Annotated in this window: 16 protein-coding genes; 5 read left to right on the top strand and 11 right to left on the bottom strand. The window is 75.2% G+C overall.

Annotated elements, in window-relative coordinates; translation table 11 throughout:
- Positions 1-97 precede the first annotated feature (97 nt).
- Both ACOV8S_RS06220 and ACOV8S_RS06215 read right to left on the bottom strand, forming a co-directional pair.
- Positions 98-523 carry an OsmC family protein gene (locus ACOV8S_RS06220; protein WP_448316539.1) on the bottom strand — a complete coding sequence of 142 codons (426 nt, stop codon included), beginning with the start codon at positions 521-523 and terminating at the stop codon, positions 98-100.
- A gap of 90 nt (positions 524-613) precedes the next feature.
- A complete protein-coding gene (locus tag ACOV8S_RS06215; protein ID WP_448316538.1) occupies positions 614-2,689 on the bottom strand; it encodes a phage holin family protein in 2,076 nt (691 codons plus the stop codon).
- Positions 2,690-2,849: 160 nt separating this feature from the next.
- On the opposite strand from ACOV8S_RS06215, the gene ACOV8S_RS06210 reads away from it, so the two are divergent.
- Together ACOV8S_RS06210 and ACOV8S_RS06205 are read left to right on the top strand one after the other, a co-directional pair.
- Positions 2,850-3,632, top strand: a complete 783-nt coding sequence (locus ACOV8S_RS06210; protein WP_448316537.1) for an MBL fold metallo-hydrolase — start codon at positions 2,850-2,852, stop codon at positions 3,630-3,632.
- Positions 3,629-4,210, top strand: coding sequence for a DedA family protein (locus tag ACOV8S_RS06205; RefSeq protein WP_448316536.1), 582 nt, complete (start codon positions 3,629-3,631; stop codon positions 4,208-4,210). Before ACOV8S_RS06210 ends, ACOV8S_RS06205 begins: the two co-directional genes overlap by 4 nt.
- A gap of 45 nt (positions 4,211-4,255) precedes the next feature.
- On the opposite strand, the gene ACOV8S_RS06200 is transcribed toward ACOV8S_RS06205, so the two are convergent.
- The 4 genes from ACOV8S_RS06200 to ACOV8S_RS06185 form a co-directional block, all read right to left on the bottom strand.
- Positions 4,256-5,476, bottom strand: coding sequence for an MBL fold metallo-hydrolase (locus ACOV8S_RS06200; RefSeq protein WP_448316534.1), 1,221 nt, complete (start codon positions 5,474-5,476; stop codon positions 4,256-4,258).
- Complete coding sequence (locus tag ACOV8S_RS06195) at positions 5,473-6,741, bottom strand: aminotransferase class I/II-fold pyridoxal phosphate-dependent enzyme (protein WP_448316533.1); 1,269 nt, start codon at positions 6,739-6,741, stop codon at positions 5,473-5,475. Before ACOV8S_RS06195 ends, ACOV8S_RS06200 begins: the two co-directional genes overlap by 4 nt.
- Before the next feature lie 114 nt (positions 6,742-6,855).
- Complete coding sequence (locus tag ACOV8S_RS06190; protein WP_448316532.1) at positions 6,856-7,725, bottom strand: hypothetical protein; 870 nt, start codon at positions 7,723-7,725, stop codon at positions 6,856-6,858.
- A 172-nt stretch (positions 7,726-7,897) separates the two neighbouring features.
- Complete coding sequence (locus ACOV8S_RS06185; RefSeq protein WP_448316531.1) at positions 7,898-8,140, bottom strand: hypothetical protein; 243 nt, start codon at positions 8,138-8,140, stop codon at positions 7,898-7,900.
- Positions 8,141-8,319: 179 nt separating this feature from the next.
- Here ACOV8S_RS06185 and ACOV8S_RS06180 point away from each other — a divergent pair, with 179 nt between their 5' ends.
- The gene (locus ACOV8S_RS06180; RefSeq protein ID WP_448316530.1) at positions 8,320-8,691 is read left to right on the top strand and encodes a DUF2795 domain-containing protein; all 372 of its coding nucleotides are present in this window, start codon (positions 8,320-8,322) and stop codon (positions 8,689-8,691) included.
- Between the two features lie 25 nt (positions 8,692-8,716).
- Entirely contained in the window at positions 8,717-9,268 is a 552-nt protein-coding gene (locus ACOV8S_RS06175) for a type 1 glutamine amidotransferase domain-containing protein (protein ID WP_448316529.1), read from the top strand.
- A 162-nt stretch (positions 9,269-9,430) separates the two neighbouring features.
- Here the strand turns inward: ACOV8S_RS06175 and ACOV8S_RS06170 are convergent, their stop codons facing one another.
- On the bottom strand, positions 9,431-9,703 hold the full coding sequence (locus ACOV8S_RS06170; RefSeq protein WP_448316528.1) for a DUF6158 family protein: 273 nt from the start codon (positions 9,701-9,703) through the stop codon (positions 9,431-9,433).
- A 91-nt stretch (positions 9,704-9,794) separates the two neighbouring features.
- Here ACOV8S_RS06170 and ACOV8S_RS06165 point away from each other — a divergent pair, with 91 nt between their 5' ends.
- Positions 9,795-10,913: a baeRF2 domain-containing protein gene (locus ACOV8S_RS06165; protein ID WP_448316527.1), complete on the top strand. Its 1,119-nt coding sequence runs from the start codon at positions 9,795-9,797 to the stop codon at positions 10,911-10,913.
- A gap of 75 nt (positions 10,914-10,988) precedes the next feature.
- On the opposite strand, the gene ACOV8S_RS06160 is transcribed toward ACOV8S_RS06165, so the two are convergent.
- From ACOV8S_RS06160 to ACOV8S_RS06145, 4 genes are all read right to left on the bottom strand, one after another.
- Positions 10,989-11,735: an SAM-dependent methyltransferase gene (locus tag ACOV8S_RS06160; RefSeq protein ID WP_448316526.1), complete on the bottom strand. Its 747-nt coding sequence runs from the start codon at positions 11,733-11,735 to the stop codon at positions 10,989-10,991.
- 17 nt (positions 11,736-11,752) lie between these two features.
- Positions 11,753-12,811 carry a ribosome small subunit-dependent GTPase A gene (gene rsgA, locus ACOV8S_RS06155; protein WP_448317377.1) on the bottom strand — a complete coding sequence of 353 codons (1,059 nt, stop codon included), beginning with the start codon at positions 12,809-12,811 and terminating at the stop codon, positions 11,753-11,755.
- A gap of 312 nt (positions 12,812-13,123) precedes the next feature.
- Positions 13,124-14,743 carry an ABC-F family ATP-binding cassette domain-containing protein gene (locus ACOV8S_RS06150; RefSeq protein ID WP_448316525.1) on the bottom strand — a complete coding sequence of 540 codons (1,620 nt, stop codon included), beginning with the start codon at positions 14,741-14,743 and terminating at the stop codon, positions 13,124-13,126.
- An 88-nt stretch (positions 14,744-14,831) separates the two neighbouring features.
- On the bottom strand, positions 14,832-15,488 hold the full coding sequence (locus tag ACOV8S_RS06145) for a histidine phosphatase family protein (RefSeq protein WP_448316524.1): 657 nt from the start codon (positions 15,486-15,488) through the stop codon (positions 14,832-14,834).
- Positions 15,489-15,777: the final 289 nt, after the last annotated feature.

Below are 15,777 nucleotides of genomic sequence, written 5' to 3'. Positions count from 1 at the left end.
CCGCGCCCTGCGGCGCGCGTCCCGGGGGCGGTACGCGTGACCGGCCGCCCCCCGGGGCGGCGCGGCGGGGAAGCTTCCCCGCCGCGCCGGCGGGGTGTCAGGCGAGCTTCGCCGACAGGGTGATGGTGGTGCCGGTGAGCGCCTGGCTGACCGGGCAGTTCTTCTTGGCGTCCTCGGCGGCGGCGACGAACGCGTCGTCGTCGATGCCCGGCACCGTGCCCTCCACCGTCAGGTGGATGCCGGTGATGCCCTCGCCGGGCTGGAAGGTGACGTCCGCGGAGGTGGTGAGCCGCTCCGGCGGGGTGCCGGCGCCGGCCAGGGCGTGCGAGAGCGCCATCGAGAAGCACGACGAGTGGGCCGCGGCGATCAGCTCCTCCGGGCTGGTCTTTCCGTTGGCCTTCTCGGCCCGCGACGGCCAGGAGACCGGCTGCTCGCCGATGCCGGACGAGTCGAAGGTGACGACGCCGTTGCCCTCGAGGAGGTTGCCCTCCCAGACGGTGTGGGCGGATCGCGTGGTGGCCACGTTTGATTCCTTCCTACGGAAACACTTCTGACGCCGATGCGGCTTCCGGGACGGCGCCCCGGATCACCTCGACCGGCTACCCCCATGCCATCACACATTCCCCGCGGCGCGCCCGAAGGTCTCGGCCCGCGAACCCTCCAGCCACCGCCGCAGCACCCGGTGGACGGCCTCGGCGCCCACCAGGTCCTCCTCCGGGGCGGGCAGCGTCATCGGCGCCATCAGGAAGGCACGGCTCTGCTCGCCGCCCAGCCCGCCGTGCGAGCCGATCTGCTCCTCGAAGGCGTGGATCTCGCCGGTGGCCGGGTCGTACATAGAGTTGATCATGATGTCGGCCACGTGCGGGAAGCCGTCCGTGCGCCGCACGGCGGCCACCGCCCCGGGGCCGTAGCACGCGAGCGGGCCGGGCTCGTCGTCGCTGAGCCCCGCCAGCGGGACCTCGACGCCGTGCGCCATCACCAGGGCGCCGTGCCGCTCGCTGCGGACCAGCAGGAAGCCGATCCCGGGGTGGCCGGCCAGCGTGGACAGCAGCGCGGGGTGGCGGGCGTCGATCTCCTCGCGGCTCATCCGGTGCTCGACGTCGGGGAAGGACACCAGGCCCAGGTTGCCGGAGGCCAGCACGACGGGCTCGGCGCCCGGCGTGGGCAGCAGGTGCTCCCCGGCACCCTCCTCGACCGGCCGGTGCAGCGCGGCCAGCACCGCGGCCCGGGCCTCCGCGCCGCTGCGGGTGCGCCGCGCCCGGCGCGGCACGGGCAGCCCGCAGCCGGCCCGCACCATGTCGGCCAGCGAGAGGCCGTAGCGGGAGCGGAAGGTCTCGCCGGGGCTCTGCCCGTGGTCGGAGAGGACGACGAACCGGTAGGGCCGGGGAGAGTGCTCGGCGACCTTCTCCAGCAGCGCCAGGGTCCGGTCCAGCCGGCGCAGCACCTGCGCGGCGTCCCGGCTGCGGGGCCCGGAGTGGTGCGCCACCTCGTCGTAGGCGACCAGGTCGGCGTAGACGGCGCTGCGGCCGGTGAGCATGTCGCCGGCGACCGCGTAGGCCACCACGTCCCGCTGGACGACCGTCACGAAGGCGCGCAGCAGCGGGTACAGCCCGCCGCGGTTGACCCGCGGCCGCCGGCGCTCGGCCCGGGCCCGCAGCGACTGCCCGATCTCCCGGAACACCTCGGCGACGAAGGACAGGGCGGTGCGGACCGCGTTGGCGGGGTCGGAGAAGTAGGCGAAGTAGCCGGACCGTGACCGGAAGCCCTTGCCGCGGCGGCGCGCCGCGATGGACAGCACCAGGGCCTGTTCGCCCGCCCCGCCGCTGAACAGGTTGCCCCTGCTGGCGCCGTCGACGGCGAGCAGGCCGGGGTGGCCGGACTGCTTGACGGCCCGCTGCTCCAGCACCACGGCGCTGGTGGGACGGTTGCAGACCATCACCTCGCGGCGCTCCTTGTCGTACCAGCGGAAGGCGGGCACGTCGGCGTTGGAACCGTGCAGGATGCCGAGCTGGCTGGCGCCGGTCTGGCTGGACCAGTCGGTGCGCCAGGGCGCGATCCGGTGCGTGGGCGCGTGCGCAGCGGGGTCCTTGCCCAGCCGGCGGGCCACGGTGGGCATCAGCCCTCGCTCGACGGCGTCCATCAGCACGTCGTGGCCGACGCCGTCCAGCTGGACGAAGACGATGCCGGGGGTGACCGGGCCCTCGATCGCGGCGCGCGCCTCGCGTCGGTTGCGGCGGTCGGACAGCCGGTAGAGGCGGCGGCGGTAGGCGTCGTCGTCGCGGACGGCGAGGGCGCCGCCGGTGGCCGAGGCCACCGCGGACATCACCGCGGCGACCACCACCGCGGTCTGCGGTCCGGCCTCCCCGCGCTGGACGGGGTTGACCCACAGAGCGACCAGGAGCAGACCGCCGTTGAGGAAGAACACCAGCAGCCCCAGCACCAGCGCGGGCACCAGGAGCAGCAGCCGCACCAGCAGCGGCCAGACCAGCGCGGACAGCAGGCCGAAGACACCGGCCCCGAGCGCCGCGGTGACGCCGAGCCGGGTCGCGCTGGCGCCGTCGGGCGCCTCCAGTCGGAAGTCGGGCAGCAGCCCGGCCAGGACGAGCATGGTGAGCGTGGAGACCACCCACACGGCGACGCTCCGCCCCAGTTGTCCCGCGCCCCGCCGCCAGCGGTCCTTCACTCGCACCTCGCGTTCTCGGCCTGTGATCCACCTGTCCGGCGGGTGGGCCGTTCAACCCTGTCATACCGGGCAGACGGCAGGTACGGGCAGCCCGACCGGCCTGCCCCCGCCCACCGTGCCGTTACCCGTAGGCTCGTCGGCAAGTCGCGGAAAGGAGGGCATCGAGGTGCCCGCGGAGATCACCTGGTGGGGACACGCCACCTGCACGCTGCGGGACTCCGGTGTGCGCGTCCTGACCGACCCCCTGTTCACGCGCCGTCTGGCGCACCTGCGCCGCCGGCGCGGCGCCCCGCCGCCCCCGGACGCCTGGCGTGCGCAGGTCGCGCTCGTCTCGCACCTGCACGCCGACCACCTGCACCTGCCGTCGCTGGCCCGGCTGGACCCGGGCACCGTGCTGCTGGTCCCGCACGGGACGGGGCGGGCGGTGCCGGCGCTGGGCCGGCTGGCCCGGTCGCGTGAGCTGGACGTGCGGGAGATGGCGCCGGGCGAGCGGGTGCGGATCGCCGACCTGACCATCCGGGCGGTGACGGCGCTGCACGACGGGCGGCGGCTGCCGGTCGGCCCGCAGCGCTCCCCCGCACTGGGCTTCGTGGTCGAGGGCGAGCAGCGCACCTACTTCGCCGGGGACACCGGCCTGTTCGAGACCATGGCCGAGGAGGTGGGTCCGGTCGACCTGGCGCTGCTGCCGGTGGGCGGCTGGGGTCCGTTCCTCGGCGAGGGCCATCTCAACGCGGCCCGGGCGGCGGAGGTGCTGCGGACGCTGGGTCCGAGCTGCGCGGTGCCGGTGCACTACGGGACGTTCTGGCCGGTGGGCATGGACGCCGTGCGGCCGTACGAGTTCCACGCGCCGGGCGACGAGTTCGCCCGGCTCGCGGCGCGCAGCGCCCCGGAGGTCGACGTGCGTCTGCTGGACCACGGCGAGTCGGCGCGGTTCGGGGACGCCGGATGACGCCGGACGGCGCGGTCGGCTATCCGATGCTGTTCCTGCTGGTGCTGGCCGGTTCGCTGGTGCCCGTGATCCCGACGGGGGCGCTGGTCAGCTCGGGCGCGGTGGTGGCGTTCCACCACGGCGCGCCGGGGGTGTCGCTGGGTGTGGAGCTGCTGGTGGCCTCGACGGCCGCGTTCCTCGGGGACATGGCCCTGTACTCGCTGGGCCGGCGCGGCATGGACTCCCGGGGCGGCACCCGCTGGCTGGAGCGCATCCGCGACCGGGCGCCGCAGGAGCGGATGGAGCACGCCCAGGACCGGCTGCGTCGTCACGCGGTGCCGGTGCTGGTGCTGTCCCGGCTGATTCCCGGAGGGCGGCTGCCAGTGATGCTGGCCTGCCTGGTGTCCCACTGGCCGCTGGCCCGCTTCGTGCGCGGCAACGCCCCGGCCTGTGTGGCGTGGGCGGCGACGTACCAGGTGATCGGGGTGCTCGGCGGGTCGCTCTTCGACGAGCCGTGGAAGGGCGTGGTCGCGGCGGTGCTCCTGACCGTGGTGATCAGCGCGGCCCCGGCCGCCTGGAGTCATTACAAGGACCGGTGAGAGGGGGGCCGTCGCCGGCCCCCCCTCGTGCGCGGCTGTCGGCGGTCAGTCGCCGAGCACCCGCGATCCGCCGATCGGCAGGTCCCACAGGTCCTCACGGTCACGGCCGGCCGCGGCCCAGGCCGCGCGGACCCGGTGCAGGGGTTCCATGACCGGCTCGGAGGAGAGCAGGAAGGTGCCCCAGTGCATCGGGGCCATCCGCCGGGCTCCGAGGTCGAGGGTGGCGCGGACCGCCTCCTCCGGGTCGCAGTGGACGTCGCGCAGCCACCACCGGGGTTCGTAGGCGCCGATGGGCATCAGCGCCAGGTCGATGCCGGGGTAGCGCTCGCCGATCCGCCGGAACCAGTGCCCGTAGCCGGTGTCGCCGGCGAAGTACACGCGCCGCCGCTCCCCCTCGCCGCCGGTGCCCGGGCCGGCGTCGTCGCCGGGGTCCGCGGTGAGCATCCAGCCGCCCCACAGGGTGCGGCAGGTGTCGGTGAGGGTGCGCTTGGACCAGTGGTGCGACGGCACGAAGTCCAGCCGTACGCCGCCCAGCCGGGCCGACTCCCACCAGTCGAGCTCCACCACCCGCTTGAAGCCCTTGCGGGTGCACCACCGGCCCAGCCCCCCGGGCACGAACATCGGGGTGTCGGACGGCAGCCGGCGCAGGGTCGGCAGGTCGAGGTGGTCGTAGTGGTTGTGGCTGATCACCACGGCATCCACCGGGGGCAGCGCGTCCCAGGGCACGCCGACCGGCGTGACGCGGGCGGGCGTGCCGAGGATCCGGCGGGACCACACCGGGTCGGCGAGCACGGTCAGGCCGCCGATGCGGATCACCCAGCTGGCGTGTCCCGCCCAGCTGACGGCCACCTGACGCGCGTCGACCCGGGGCAGCGGCTCGGGGCGGCAGGGGATGCGGGGGATGTCCGCCAGCCCTTCGCGCTTGGGCCGCACCGCGCCCTCGCGGGCGAACCGCGCGAAGGAGCGCAGCCCGGGCAGCGGGGCGGTCAGCCGGTCCTCGAACGACTTGGGCCAGCGGCGGCCCTGGCCGGGCGCCGTGATGCCGTCGGGTGGGAGGGTGCGGGTCCGGGGCGGCGGCGCGGCGGTGCGCAGCCGCCCCGGGCTCCCCTCCTGTCCTCCCCCCGGTCCGGGATGCTCCCCGAACCGGCGACCGGCGTCGCCGCGGTGGTCCGGGTCGCCCCGGTGGTCGGGGTCCTGCGGGTCGTCGGGGCCGATCCGGTCGTCGGGGCCGGGCAACTGCTGTGACCGGTAGCGCGGTTGGGTCATCGCAAGCTCTCCCCTCGCTCGGCCGGTGTGCCGAGGCCGTCGAAGGCCGTTCTCCATCGGGTCAGCGCCCCCCTCACCCGGTGCAGTTCCAGCGGGTCGGGAGCGGTCAGGCAGGCGGCGCGTTCGGTGGCGTCGCCGCCGAGCAGGTCGCCGGTGGACAACCGGACCCGCGGGGCGGTGAGGTCGTCGCCGAAGCGGTGGCCTCCGCTCGCGGGGACGCCGTAGTGCGCGTCGAGCCGTTCCTCAAGCTCCTGCGCGTCGCCGACGCCGTGGGTGGCGAGGGAGTCGGCCAGCGGCGACAGGTCCGCGTAGACGCACCGCCCGGCCTGCGGTGGCAGGGTCAGTCCGCCGATGGAGACGACCAGTTCGTGGACCGCGGCGGCCAGCCGGGCGTGCAGGCGGACCGAGGCGGTGCGGCGGGCGGTGACCTCGTCGGGCTCGCTCAGCGCGTAGGCGGCGGCGACGGCGAGGGGCCTGGGGATCTGCGCGCCCAGCGCGGTGAGCACGTCGAGCACCCGGGCGCGCAGCGCTCCGCCGTCGCCCGGTCCGGTCGGGAAGCGGGCGATCGCGGCCGGCCAGCCGGCCGGGAGGAGCCCGCCGCGCAGGTCGGAGACGACCGCGACCCGGCCCGGCAGCATCTCGGCGGGGCTGAGCAGCACGGTTGCGTGCGGGTCGTGGACCGTGTCGCGCCAGGTCTCGTCGCTGATCACGAAGAGTCCTTCGGCCTCGGCGGCCTCGACGGTCTCGTGCAGGCAGTCGGGGGCGGCGACCACGCCGGTCGGCTCGTCGGCGGGCGAGAGCACCAGCTGGCGCGGGTCCCCGCCCTCCGCGCGCACCCGCCGCACGGTCTCCAGCAGGGCGTAGGCGTCGGGCACGCCGCCCGACTCGGGCGGCGTGGGGACGTGGAAGACGGGGCGGCCCAGCAGGCGCGCGTAGGGGGCCCACCAGGCGGCGCACGGGCGCGGCACCAGCACGTCGCCGCCGAGCGTGGCGGTCAGTGCGAGCAGCAGCGCGGGCGCGCCGGGGGCCGCCGCGATGCGGTCGGGTCCCGCCGGCAGGCCCCGCCGGGTCCAGTAGCCGGCCGCCGCCTCGAGCAGGGCCGGACCGCCGCCGGGCGGTTCGTCCTCGGCCCGCTGGGCGGCGGCGGTGAGCACCGCGGTGAGTTCCGGGAGCACCGGCAGGCCGTCGTCCGGCATGCGCGGCCCGAACCGCACCGGGCCGTGCCCGACGGCCGGTTCCACCCCGTCCCGCTCCGTCCGCGCCATCCGCACCTCCGCGCGGTCACCGGCATCCGCCGTCGCGGACCTTCCGCACCGGATGCCGTGTCCGATGGCCCCGAGTACCCCGTGACGGGCGGGACATGACCCGCCGCGCGGTGATCAGCGCATGCGGCCGCCGCGCGAGGGGGCGAAACGCTGCCGGACCCGGTGCCCGGCGGCGACCGCGGCTCCGGCGATCAGCAGGCCGCCGGCCACCTGCAGCGGCACCGAGTCGGTGAAGGCGCCGCCCGCGCCGGCCTCCACGCCCCGGTGCACCGGCGGGGCGGTGCGGTGGTGACCCTCCTTGCCGCCGTGGCCCTCCTTGCCGCCGTGGCCCTCCTTGCCGCCCTGTCCACCGGAGCCCCCCGGTCCCGGACGGTGCCCCGGGTCCTCGCCCCGGCCACCGCCGGAGCCGCCCGGGCCACCGGGACCGCCACCGGGACCGCCGCCGGGGCCGCCACCGGGGCCGCCACCGGGGCCGCCGGGGCCGCCGCCCGGCTCGTGGAGGAGCTCCGGCTCGACCGGCTCGACCTCGATCCCGGTGGCGGAACCGAGCGCCGGGTCACCCGGCACCTCGGCCGCCGCGCCGCCCCCGGCCTCGTCGCCCGTCAGCGTCTCCGCCTCCGCCGTCGCCAGGTCGTCCGCCGTCCCGGCCACCGCCTCGTCCGTCCCCGGCTCCTCGAGGCCGGTGTCCTGCAGGGCGGTGTCCTCCGGTACCGCACAGGCGGCCGGGTCCGCGCCCTCCTCGCAGGGGACCGCGGCCGCCGCCCCGCGCAGTCCGCGGGAGCCGTCCTGCCCGGGGCAGGCCTCGGCCGCGCCGGGCTGTGGTGCGCGCTGCTGGGAGGTGGCGATGCCCGCCACGGTCTCGGCGGACGCGCCGGCCGTGCCCGCCTCGCAGGAGGCCGGTTCCGCGAAGGCGGTGGGCGCGGCGACCGTCACGGCCGCGCCGGCGAGGGCGGCGGCGGACAGGACACGGAGAGTGCGGCGCATGGGGCGGAGCTCCTTCAGCCGGACGACTACGGGTGACTCCATCCCAGCCCGGTCCCCGGCCCACCGCGCGCGGCGCGGTGCCATCCGCGTGACCCCCACCGCCGAACGGGGGAGGCCGGGGCCCCTTTCGTGGCCCGCCTCCCCCTCCGTGACGCCTGGCCCGGACGACGTCTCAGGACGTCCGTCCCGGCTGACCGCCCGTTCCGGGCGTGCCGCCCGGCAGGGCGGGCCGTACCGCCGGCGGCGCGGGAAGCGCCAGAGGAACCGGCAGGGGTGTCGAGGCAGGCAGTGCGACATCCCCCTCTTCCGAGGCCGTGTCCCCCTCGGGGCGAGGGAAGACGAAGTCCTCGTACCAGTCCATCGCCAGCATCATGCAGAGCATCAGGACCGGAATGATCACTACGAGCACCACCATGGGTCCGTCCTCCCAGGGGTGAACGGGGGCGCCGGAACGCCCCGGGTCACCATCAGCCTGCCGGACATTTCGGACTCCCGCGCGCCGACGGGATTCCGCCCGCTCCGGCCCGGGACCGTCGGTGTGTCGCCTCCGCCTCCTCGGGTACGCGGGGGCCACCCGAAGATGTGGAGGGAGCCATGCAGCGTGGCAGCGACCGGTTGAGCGTTCACCGGGACGACGAGATGAAGCACGAGCTGCGGGGTCTGCTGCAGTCCGGACACCCCACCCGTACGGAGGAATGGCACGACCCCGAGCCGGTCGCCGACGACGACCCGGCGGTGGCGGGCGGCACGGCGGAGGTGCGGGAGGCCCCACTGGCCACCGTCCGGCTAAAGCTCGCCCGGATCCTGGGCCGCACGGCCTTCCCGGCCGGCCCGCAGCAGCTGGCGCGCACCCTGCGCCGCAACCATGCCCCGGACGCCCTGGTGGAGCCCCTGGAGCACCTGCCGCACAAGGCCCGCTACTCGAACGTCCAGCAACTCGCCGAGGCGATCACCCGTCCGGAGTAACGAGAGAGAGGATGAGGAACGGACCATGCGCATCGCGTTTCTGACCGCCCCCGAGGGCGTCGAGCAGATCGAACTGACCAAGCCCTGGCAGGCCGTGACCGACGCGGGACACGAGGCGGTCCTCGTGTCCACGCAGTCCGGCGAGGTCCAGGGCTTCAACCACCTGGACAAGGCGGACACCTTCCCCGTCGACCGGACCGTGGACGAGGTCTCGGCCGACGAGTTCGACGGCCTGGTGCTTCCCGGCGGCGTCGCCAACCCCGACGCCCTGCGGATGGACGAGAAGGCCGTCGAGCTGGTGAAGGACTTCTTCGACCGCGGCGTCCCGGTCGCGGCGATCTGTCACGCCCCGTGGACGCTGGTGGAGGCCGGGGTGGTCTCCGGCCGGGAGCTCGCCTCCTGGCCGAGCCTGCGGACCGACATCGCCAACGCCGGCGGCACCTGGGTGGACGAGGAGGTCAAGGTCGACACCAACGGCCCGAACGTCCTGGTCACCAGCCGCAAGCCGGACGACCTCGACGCCTTCGACGAGGCCCTGCTGCGGGAGTTCGCCAAGGTCTCGGAGAACCGGGGCTGAGACCCCGTCCGCCGCGGCGAGGCCGCGCGACGGCACAACGGTGAGGGGGCCGGCCCTGATGGGCCGGCCCCCTCACCGCGTCCGTGCCGGCGCAGCCGCCTGCCGGCGCGGCCGCCTGCCGACGGAGTCTCGTGCCGGCGGGTCGCCGTGGCGGCGTCCCGCTCAGTCGCGGGCGGCCTGCTCGGGGTCGCGTTCCCGGGCGCCCTCACGGGTGCGCCCCGCGGAGACCGGGCGGCGCGGGTGGCGGCGCAGGTACTCGCCCTCGAGCTGGGCCATCCGCTCGTTGTGGGTGCGCAGCGCGTCGCCGGACCCGTGCAGCAGCGTGTCGTGACGTGTGCGGTGGATGGTCTCGAGTTCCTTCATCAGCTGCTGGTCGTCCAGCCGGTCAGGTTCGACTCCTGCCATGGCGGCACCCCGTTCCTCGTGTTCCTTCATGGGGCCACGGGTACCCGCCTGGGACACGGATCCGACGCACGAAGGAAGACAACCACCCGACCGACTTCGGACCGACATCGGACGCGGAACCATGGATCTCGCTTTTCTTCAGCCCTTGTACGAGCGCCGGGGCCCGTGGGCCTCGGTCTACGTGGACACCTCGCGCCACACCCAGGACACGCCGCACGAGAGGCACCTGACCGCCCAGGCGGTCGCCCGTGAGCTGGCCTCGCAGGGTGCGGACGAGGCGACCTGCGAGGCGGTGCGGGCGGCGGTCGACGGACTCCAGCACTCCGGCGAACCGCACGGCCGGGCGATCTTCGCCCACGACGGCGAGGTGGTCCTGGACCCGTCGCTGGCCCGGCCCCCGCAGCGGGAGACCACCGCGGTGTGGGCGCCGCTGCCGCACGTCTCACCACTGCTGAACCTGCTGGGCGAGGACCCCACCTGCCTGGTCGTCTACCTGAGCCGCCGCGGCGCCGATCTGGAGCTGCGCAGCGCGCTCGGCTCCTCGCCCGCCGGGGAGGTGGTCGGCAGCCAGTGGCCGCTGCACCGCACCTCCTCGTCCGACTGGTCGGAGCGGCACTTCCAGCTGGCGGTGGAGAACACCTGGGAGCGCAACGCGGCGGAGGTCGCGCGGGAGGCGGCGGCCTGCCTGGAGGAGACGCGGGCCGACCTGCTGATCCTGGTCGGCGAGGACCGCGACCGGCGCACGGTGCGCGACGCGCTGCCGCAGGCGGTGCGGGACTGCACGGTGGAGGCCTCGCACGGGGCGGGCAGCCGCCTGCTCGACGGCGAGGTGGAGGACCTGCGCGCCACCCACGAGCGGCAGCGGGCGGAGGCGGACCTCGGGCGGTTCCTGGCCGCGCGGGGCCGTGACCCGCAGGGCGGCGCGGGAGCGGTCGAGGGGGTGCCCGCGCTGGTGGAGGCGGCGCGCGAGCACCGGATCGACGAGCTGCTGGTCCATCCCGACGGGCCGGACGGGCACCGGCAGATCTGGATCGGCGAGGAGCCGGACCAGCTCGCGGTGCGGCGCTCCGACCTGCGGATCCTCGGCGAGCAGCACGCGTGGGCGGCGAGGGCGGACGACGCGTTGCTGCGTTCCGCGGTCGCCGCGGGGACGCCGGCCGTCTCCGTGGAGCCCGCTCTCGAGGACGACTCCCCCGTGCTCCCCATCGGCGGCCTGGGCGCCCTCCTGCGCTGGACCTGACCTGTCCGCGGTGACGGAGTGCCCCGTGCGGGGCCCGGACGGTACGCCGTCCGGGCCCCGCACGGGACGGGAGCGTCAGCGCTTCATGAGGGCGAAGACGCCCCAGCCGAGGTACTCACGTCCGTGGCGCGCGTACCGCGCGGGCTCCGAGCCGAGCTGCTCCCGCACCTCGGGGGCGAGTTCGTCGTCCGGGTGCGCGTCGAGCCAGCGGCGCATGGAGAGCCACTGGGCCGCGACGTAGCGGTCCCAGCTGTCCTGGTCGGCGAGCGTCATCTCCACGACGTCGTACCCGAGCTCCTGGAACCGCTCGATCAGCTCCGGCAGGAGCAGGAAGTCGGCGACGGAGCCGGCCTGGCAGGCGCGGGCGGTCTCCTCGTCCGGAGGGGTACGCAGCCAGAACGGTTCGCCGATCAGCATCAGCCCTCCGGGGCGCAGACTGCGGTCGAGCAGCGCGATCGTGCCCGCTACACCGTCGCCGATCCAGGTGGCGCCGACGCACGCGGCCAGATCGACGGGCTCCTCCGCGACGTGGCCGGCGGCGTCGCCGTGGACGAACGCGACCCGGTCGGCGACGCCGAGTTCGGCGGCGCGGGCCCGGGCCTGCGCGGTGAACACGGTGCTGATGTCCACGCCGGTGCCGGTGACGCCCAGGTCACGCGCCCAGGTGCACAGCATCTCGCCCGAGCCGCTGGCCAGGTCGAGCACCCGTGTCCCGGGGGGGAGGCGGAGCGACGTGCCGAGAGCGGCGAGCTTGCCGGCGGTCAGCGGGTTGTGGATGCGGTGTCCGCTCTCGCGGACGGTGAAGATGCGGGGAAGGTCCATGCCCAGAGTCCTTTCCGTCATGCCTTGAAGTGGGGGGAGCGCTTGAGGGCACGCACCTGGCGCGTGATCTGCTTCATCGGCCGCTCCAGCTCGGCGCGCAGCCTCGCGTCGGTGCGGGCGGCGGCGTGGGCGTTCTCGCGCTGCAGGCGGTGGTAGCTGTCGAGGCGACGCCGGGTGAGGTGGCCGCCCTCGACGGCGGCGAGCACCGCGCAGCCCGGCTCGGTGGCGTGGGCGCAGTCCGCGAACCGGCAGTCCTCGGCCAGCTCGGCGATGTCGGCGAAGGTCTGCTCCAGACCCTCTCCGGCGTCGTGCAGGCCGACGCCCCGCAGGCCCGGGGTGTCGATGAGGACGCCGCCGTGGGGCAGCGGCAGCAGCTCACGCCAGGCGGTGGTGTGCCGGCCCTTGCCGTCGCTGTCGCGCACCGCTCCGGTGGCCAGGAGATCCTCGCCGAGGAGGCGGTTGCCGAGGGTGGACTTGCCCGCGCCCGAGGGGCCGAGCAGGACGACCGTGCCCGACAGGACGGCGGTGAGGACGTCCAGGCCCTCGCCGGTGGCGGCGCTGGTGACCAGCACCTCGGCGCCCGGCGCGGCCGTGGCCACCTCGGCGGCGGCCCCGGCCGGGTCCTCGCACCGGTCGGCCTTGGTGAGCACGACGACGGGGGTGGCGCCGCTCTCCCAGGCCAGCGCGAGCATCCGCTCGATCCGCCCGAGCCGGAGCGGGTCGGCGAGGGAGACGGCCACCGCGACGGTGTCGACGTTCGCGGCCAGTACCTGGGCCTGTGAGGTGCGCGAGGTGGTGGCGCGGACCACGGCGGTCCGGCGCTCCAGGACCTCCACCACCGTGGCGGAGGTGGCCGCGCCGGCGGGCCGGACGGCCACCCAGTCGCCGGTGCAGGGCGTCAGCGGGTCGCCGGCGCCCCGGGAGGGCACCAGCACGCGGACGGGGCCGGTCTCGCCGACGACGTCGCACCGGCGGCGTTCGGCCCGCACGACGCGGCCGGGGACCAGTCCGCCGGCCCGCGAAGGGGCGAAGGAGCGCTCACGGTCACTGTCCCAGCCGTAGTCGGCCGGCGTCAGGACGCGTGCGGAAGGAGTGTGCGCGGAGGAGGAGTGCGCGGAGGTGTGTGGAACGGGGTGATGGGACAACGTGGAGACCCTTGAACAGGGGCCCCGCCGGACGACAGGCGTGCCGGATCGCTCCTACGAGGGAGGAAGGCAGGCGAGGGTCAGGACGAGGCCCGGGAAGTGTGGATGGTCCGGGCGCCGCACACGGCAGGCGTCTCCACGACAGTCATCAACACACCTCCTCGGATCTCCACGGGCGAACCGGTCGTCGCGCCGGCGACAACGGTACCACCCGCCGCCGCCGGCGTCACTGCGCGCCCCTGGTCAGCGAGGGCGCTCCACGCGGCGTTCGTCCCAGACGGGCGCCGGGGTCTCGCGGACGTTGCCGTCGCTGCCGAAGACGAGGAACCGGTCGAAGGACCGGGCGAACCACCGGTCGTGCGTCACCGCGAGGACCGTGCCGTCGAACGCCTCCAGCCCTTCCTGCAGCGCCTCGGCCGACTCCAGGTCGAGGTTGTCGGTCGGCTCGTCGAGCAGCAGCGCGGTGACGCCCTGCAGTTCCAGCAGCAGGATCTGGAACCGGGCCTGCTGCCCGCCGGAGAGCCGGTCGAAGTTCTGCTCGGCCTGCTTGGTGAGCTCGTAGCGGCGCAGCCGGGACATCGCCGCCCCGCGGTCCTGCGCGTGCTCGGTCCACAGGATGTCCAGCAGGGTGCGCCCCAGCAGCTCGGGATGGGCGTGCGTCTGGGCGAAGTGGCCGGGCACCACCCGCGCCCCCAGCTTCCAGGCGCCGGTGTGCGCGACGTCCTCCCCGGCGAGCAGCCGCAGGAAGTGCGACTTGCCGGAGCCGTTGGAGCCGAGGACGGCGACCCGTTCGCCGTAGAAGACCTCCAGGTCGAACGGCTTCATCAGCCCGGTGAGCTCCAGCGACTCGCAGGTCAGCGCCCGCACGCCGGTCCGGCCGCCCTTGAGCCGCATGGTGATCTCCTGCTCGCGCGGCGGCTCCGGCGGCGGGCCCGCCTCCTCGAACTTGCGCAGCCGGGTCTGCGCGGCGGCGTAACGGGAGGCCATCTCGTGGCTGACCGCCGCCGCCTGCCGCAGGTTGATCACCAGCTTCTTCAGCTGTGCGTGCTTCTCGTCCCAGCGCCGCCGCAGTTCCTCGAAGCGGGCGAACCGCTCACGGCGCGCCTCGTGGTAGGTGGCGAAGCCGCCGCCGTGCACCCAGGCGTCCGCCCCCGCCGGGCCGGGCTCCACGCTGACGATCTTCTGCGCCGCCCGGGAGAGCAGCTCCCGGTCGTGGGAGACGAACAGCACCGTCTTGCGGGTCTCGCCCAGGCGCTCCTCGAGCCACCGCTTGCCGGGCACGTCGAGGTAGTTGTCCGGCTCGTCGAGCAGCAGCACCTCGTCGGTGCCGCGCAGCAGCGCCTCCAGGACCAGGCGCTTCTGCTCGCCTCCGGAGAGGGTCCGCACCTGCCGCCACTGCGCCTTGTCGTAGGGCACGCCGAGCGCGGCGGTGGTGCAGATGTCCCAGAGCGTCTCGGCCTCGTAGCCGCCGGCCTCGCCCCAGTCGGCCAGCGCCTGCGCGTAGCGCATCTGCGCGGCCTCGTCGTCCTGCGTCATCATCGCCAGCTCGGCCGCGTCCACCGCGTCGGCGGCGGCCTTGATCCGCGGCGTGGAGACGGACACCAGCAGGTCGCGGACGGTGGTCTCGTCGCGCACCGAGCCGACGAACTGGCGCATCACGCCGAGTCCGCCCTGCACGGTCACGGTGCCGCCGTGCGGCTTGAGCTCGCCGGAGATCAGTCTCAGCAGGGTGGTCTTGCCCGCGCCGTTGGGGCCGACCAGCGCGACGACCGCGCCCTCGCCCACCCGGAAGGAGACGTCGCCGAGCAGGGCTCGGCCGTCGGGCAGGTAGTACTCGAGGTGCGCGGCTTCCAGGTATCCCATGGGGAGGCATTGTCCGGGTCCCCCCGCGACCAGGGCAAACCGTTATCCCGCGTCACTCCTCGCGAGGGCGGCGTTCCGCGGAGCGGCGTCATTCCACGGGGCGGCCCGTGGGGCCGCTGCCGGAGTCCGGGCCGGGGCTGGAGACCACGGCCCCGGCCCAGGACAGGGCCTTCCAGCCGTCCTCGGGGGAGCCCTCCAGGACGACCACGCCGGTGTTCTCAAGCGGGTGGGACGCGGCGAACTCCACGTCGACGTTGGCGGCGCGGGCGGCGGTCCAGGTGCGGATGGCCGCGCCGTGGCTGACGAGGGCCACGGTTCCGGCCCCGAGGGCGGCCGCCTCCTCGACGACGGCGTCGTAGCGGCCGAGCATCTCCACGCCGTTCTCGCCGCCCGGCATCCGCCGTCCGACCTGGCCGGCCGCCCAGGAGAAGGCGATCTCCATGTACCGCAGCCCGCGCCCGCCGTCCCCCGGCTCGCCCTCCAGCTCCCCGGCGGTGACCTCACGGAGGCCGTCGCGCACCCGCACCTGAAGGCCTAGTTCGCGGGCGAGCGGGCGGGCGGTCTGCTGGGTGCGCAGCAGGGTGGAGGCGAACAGGGCGCCGATGTCCTCGCCGTGCAGGGCGTCCGGGAGGGCCCGTGCCTGCCGCTCCCCCAGCTCCGTCAGTGCGGGGCCGGGCACGCGGGTGTCCAGCACGTTGTGCGCGTTGGACGGGATCTGCCCGTGGCGGATGAGCAGCAGGCGCATCCGGTTCCCCTCCTTCCGCTCGGCGACGAGGGCGCGTGTGCTGCCGGGTTCCCTTTCGCGGCGGTTCGTGCACGTGCGCGCGCCGCCGCCCGCGGTTCGGGGCGCGTGCGGTGTGTCTGCGACGGGAAACCTCCCTGTGCGGGTACTCGTCGGGGATGACGCGTGACTTCGGTGGTGGCGGGGGCGCGGGCGGCGCCCACGGATCGTGCGGAACGGCCAGGGGGGTGCTGCAACGCATGCTGGACGCGGATCGCGGTGTGTTCGAGGCGGTGGCGAGGCAGGACTGGCC

The sequence above is a fragment of the Streptomyces sp. CO7 genome (genome assembly GCF_053474865.1).
Note: the sequence above shows the minus strand (reverse complement) of the source record. Positions and strands in the feature narration are given on the sequence as shown.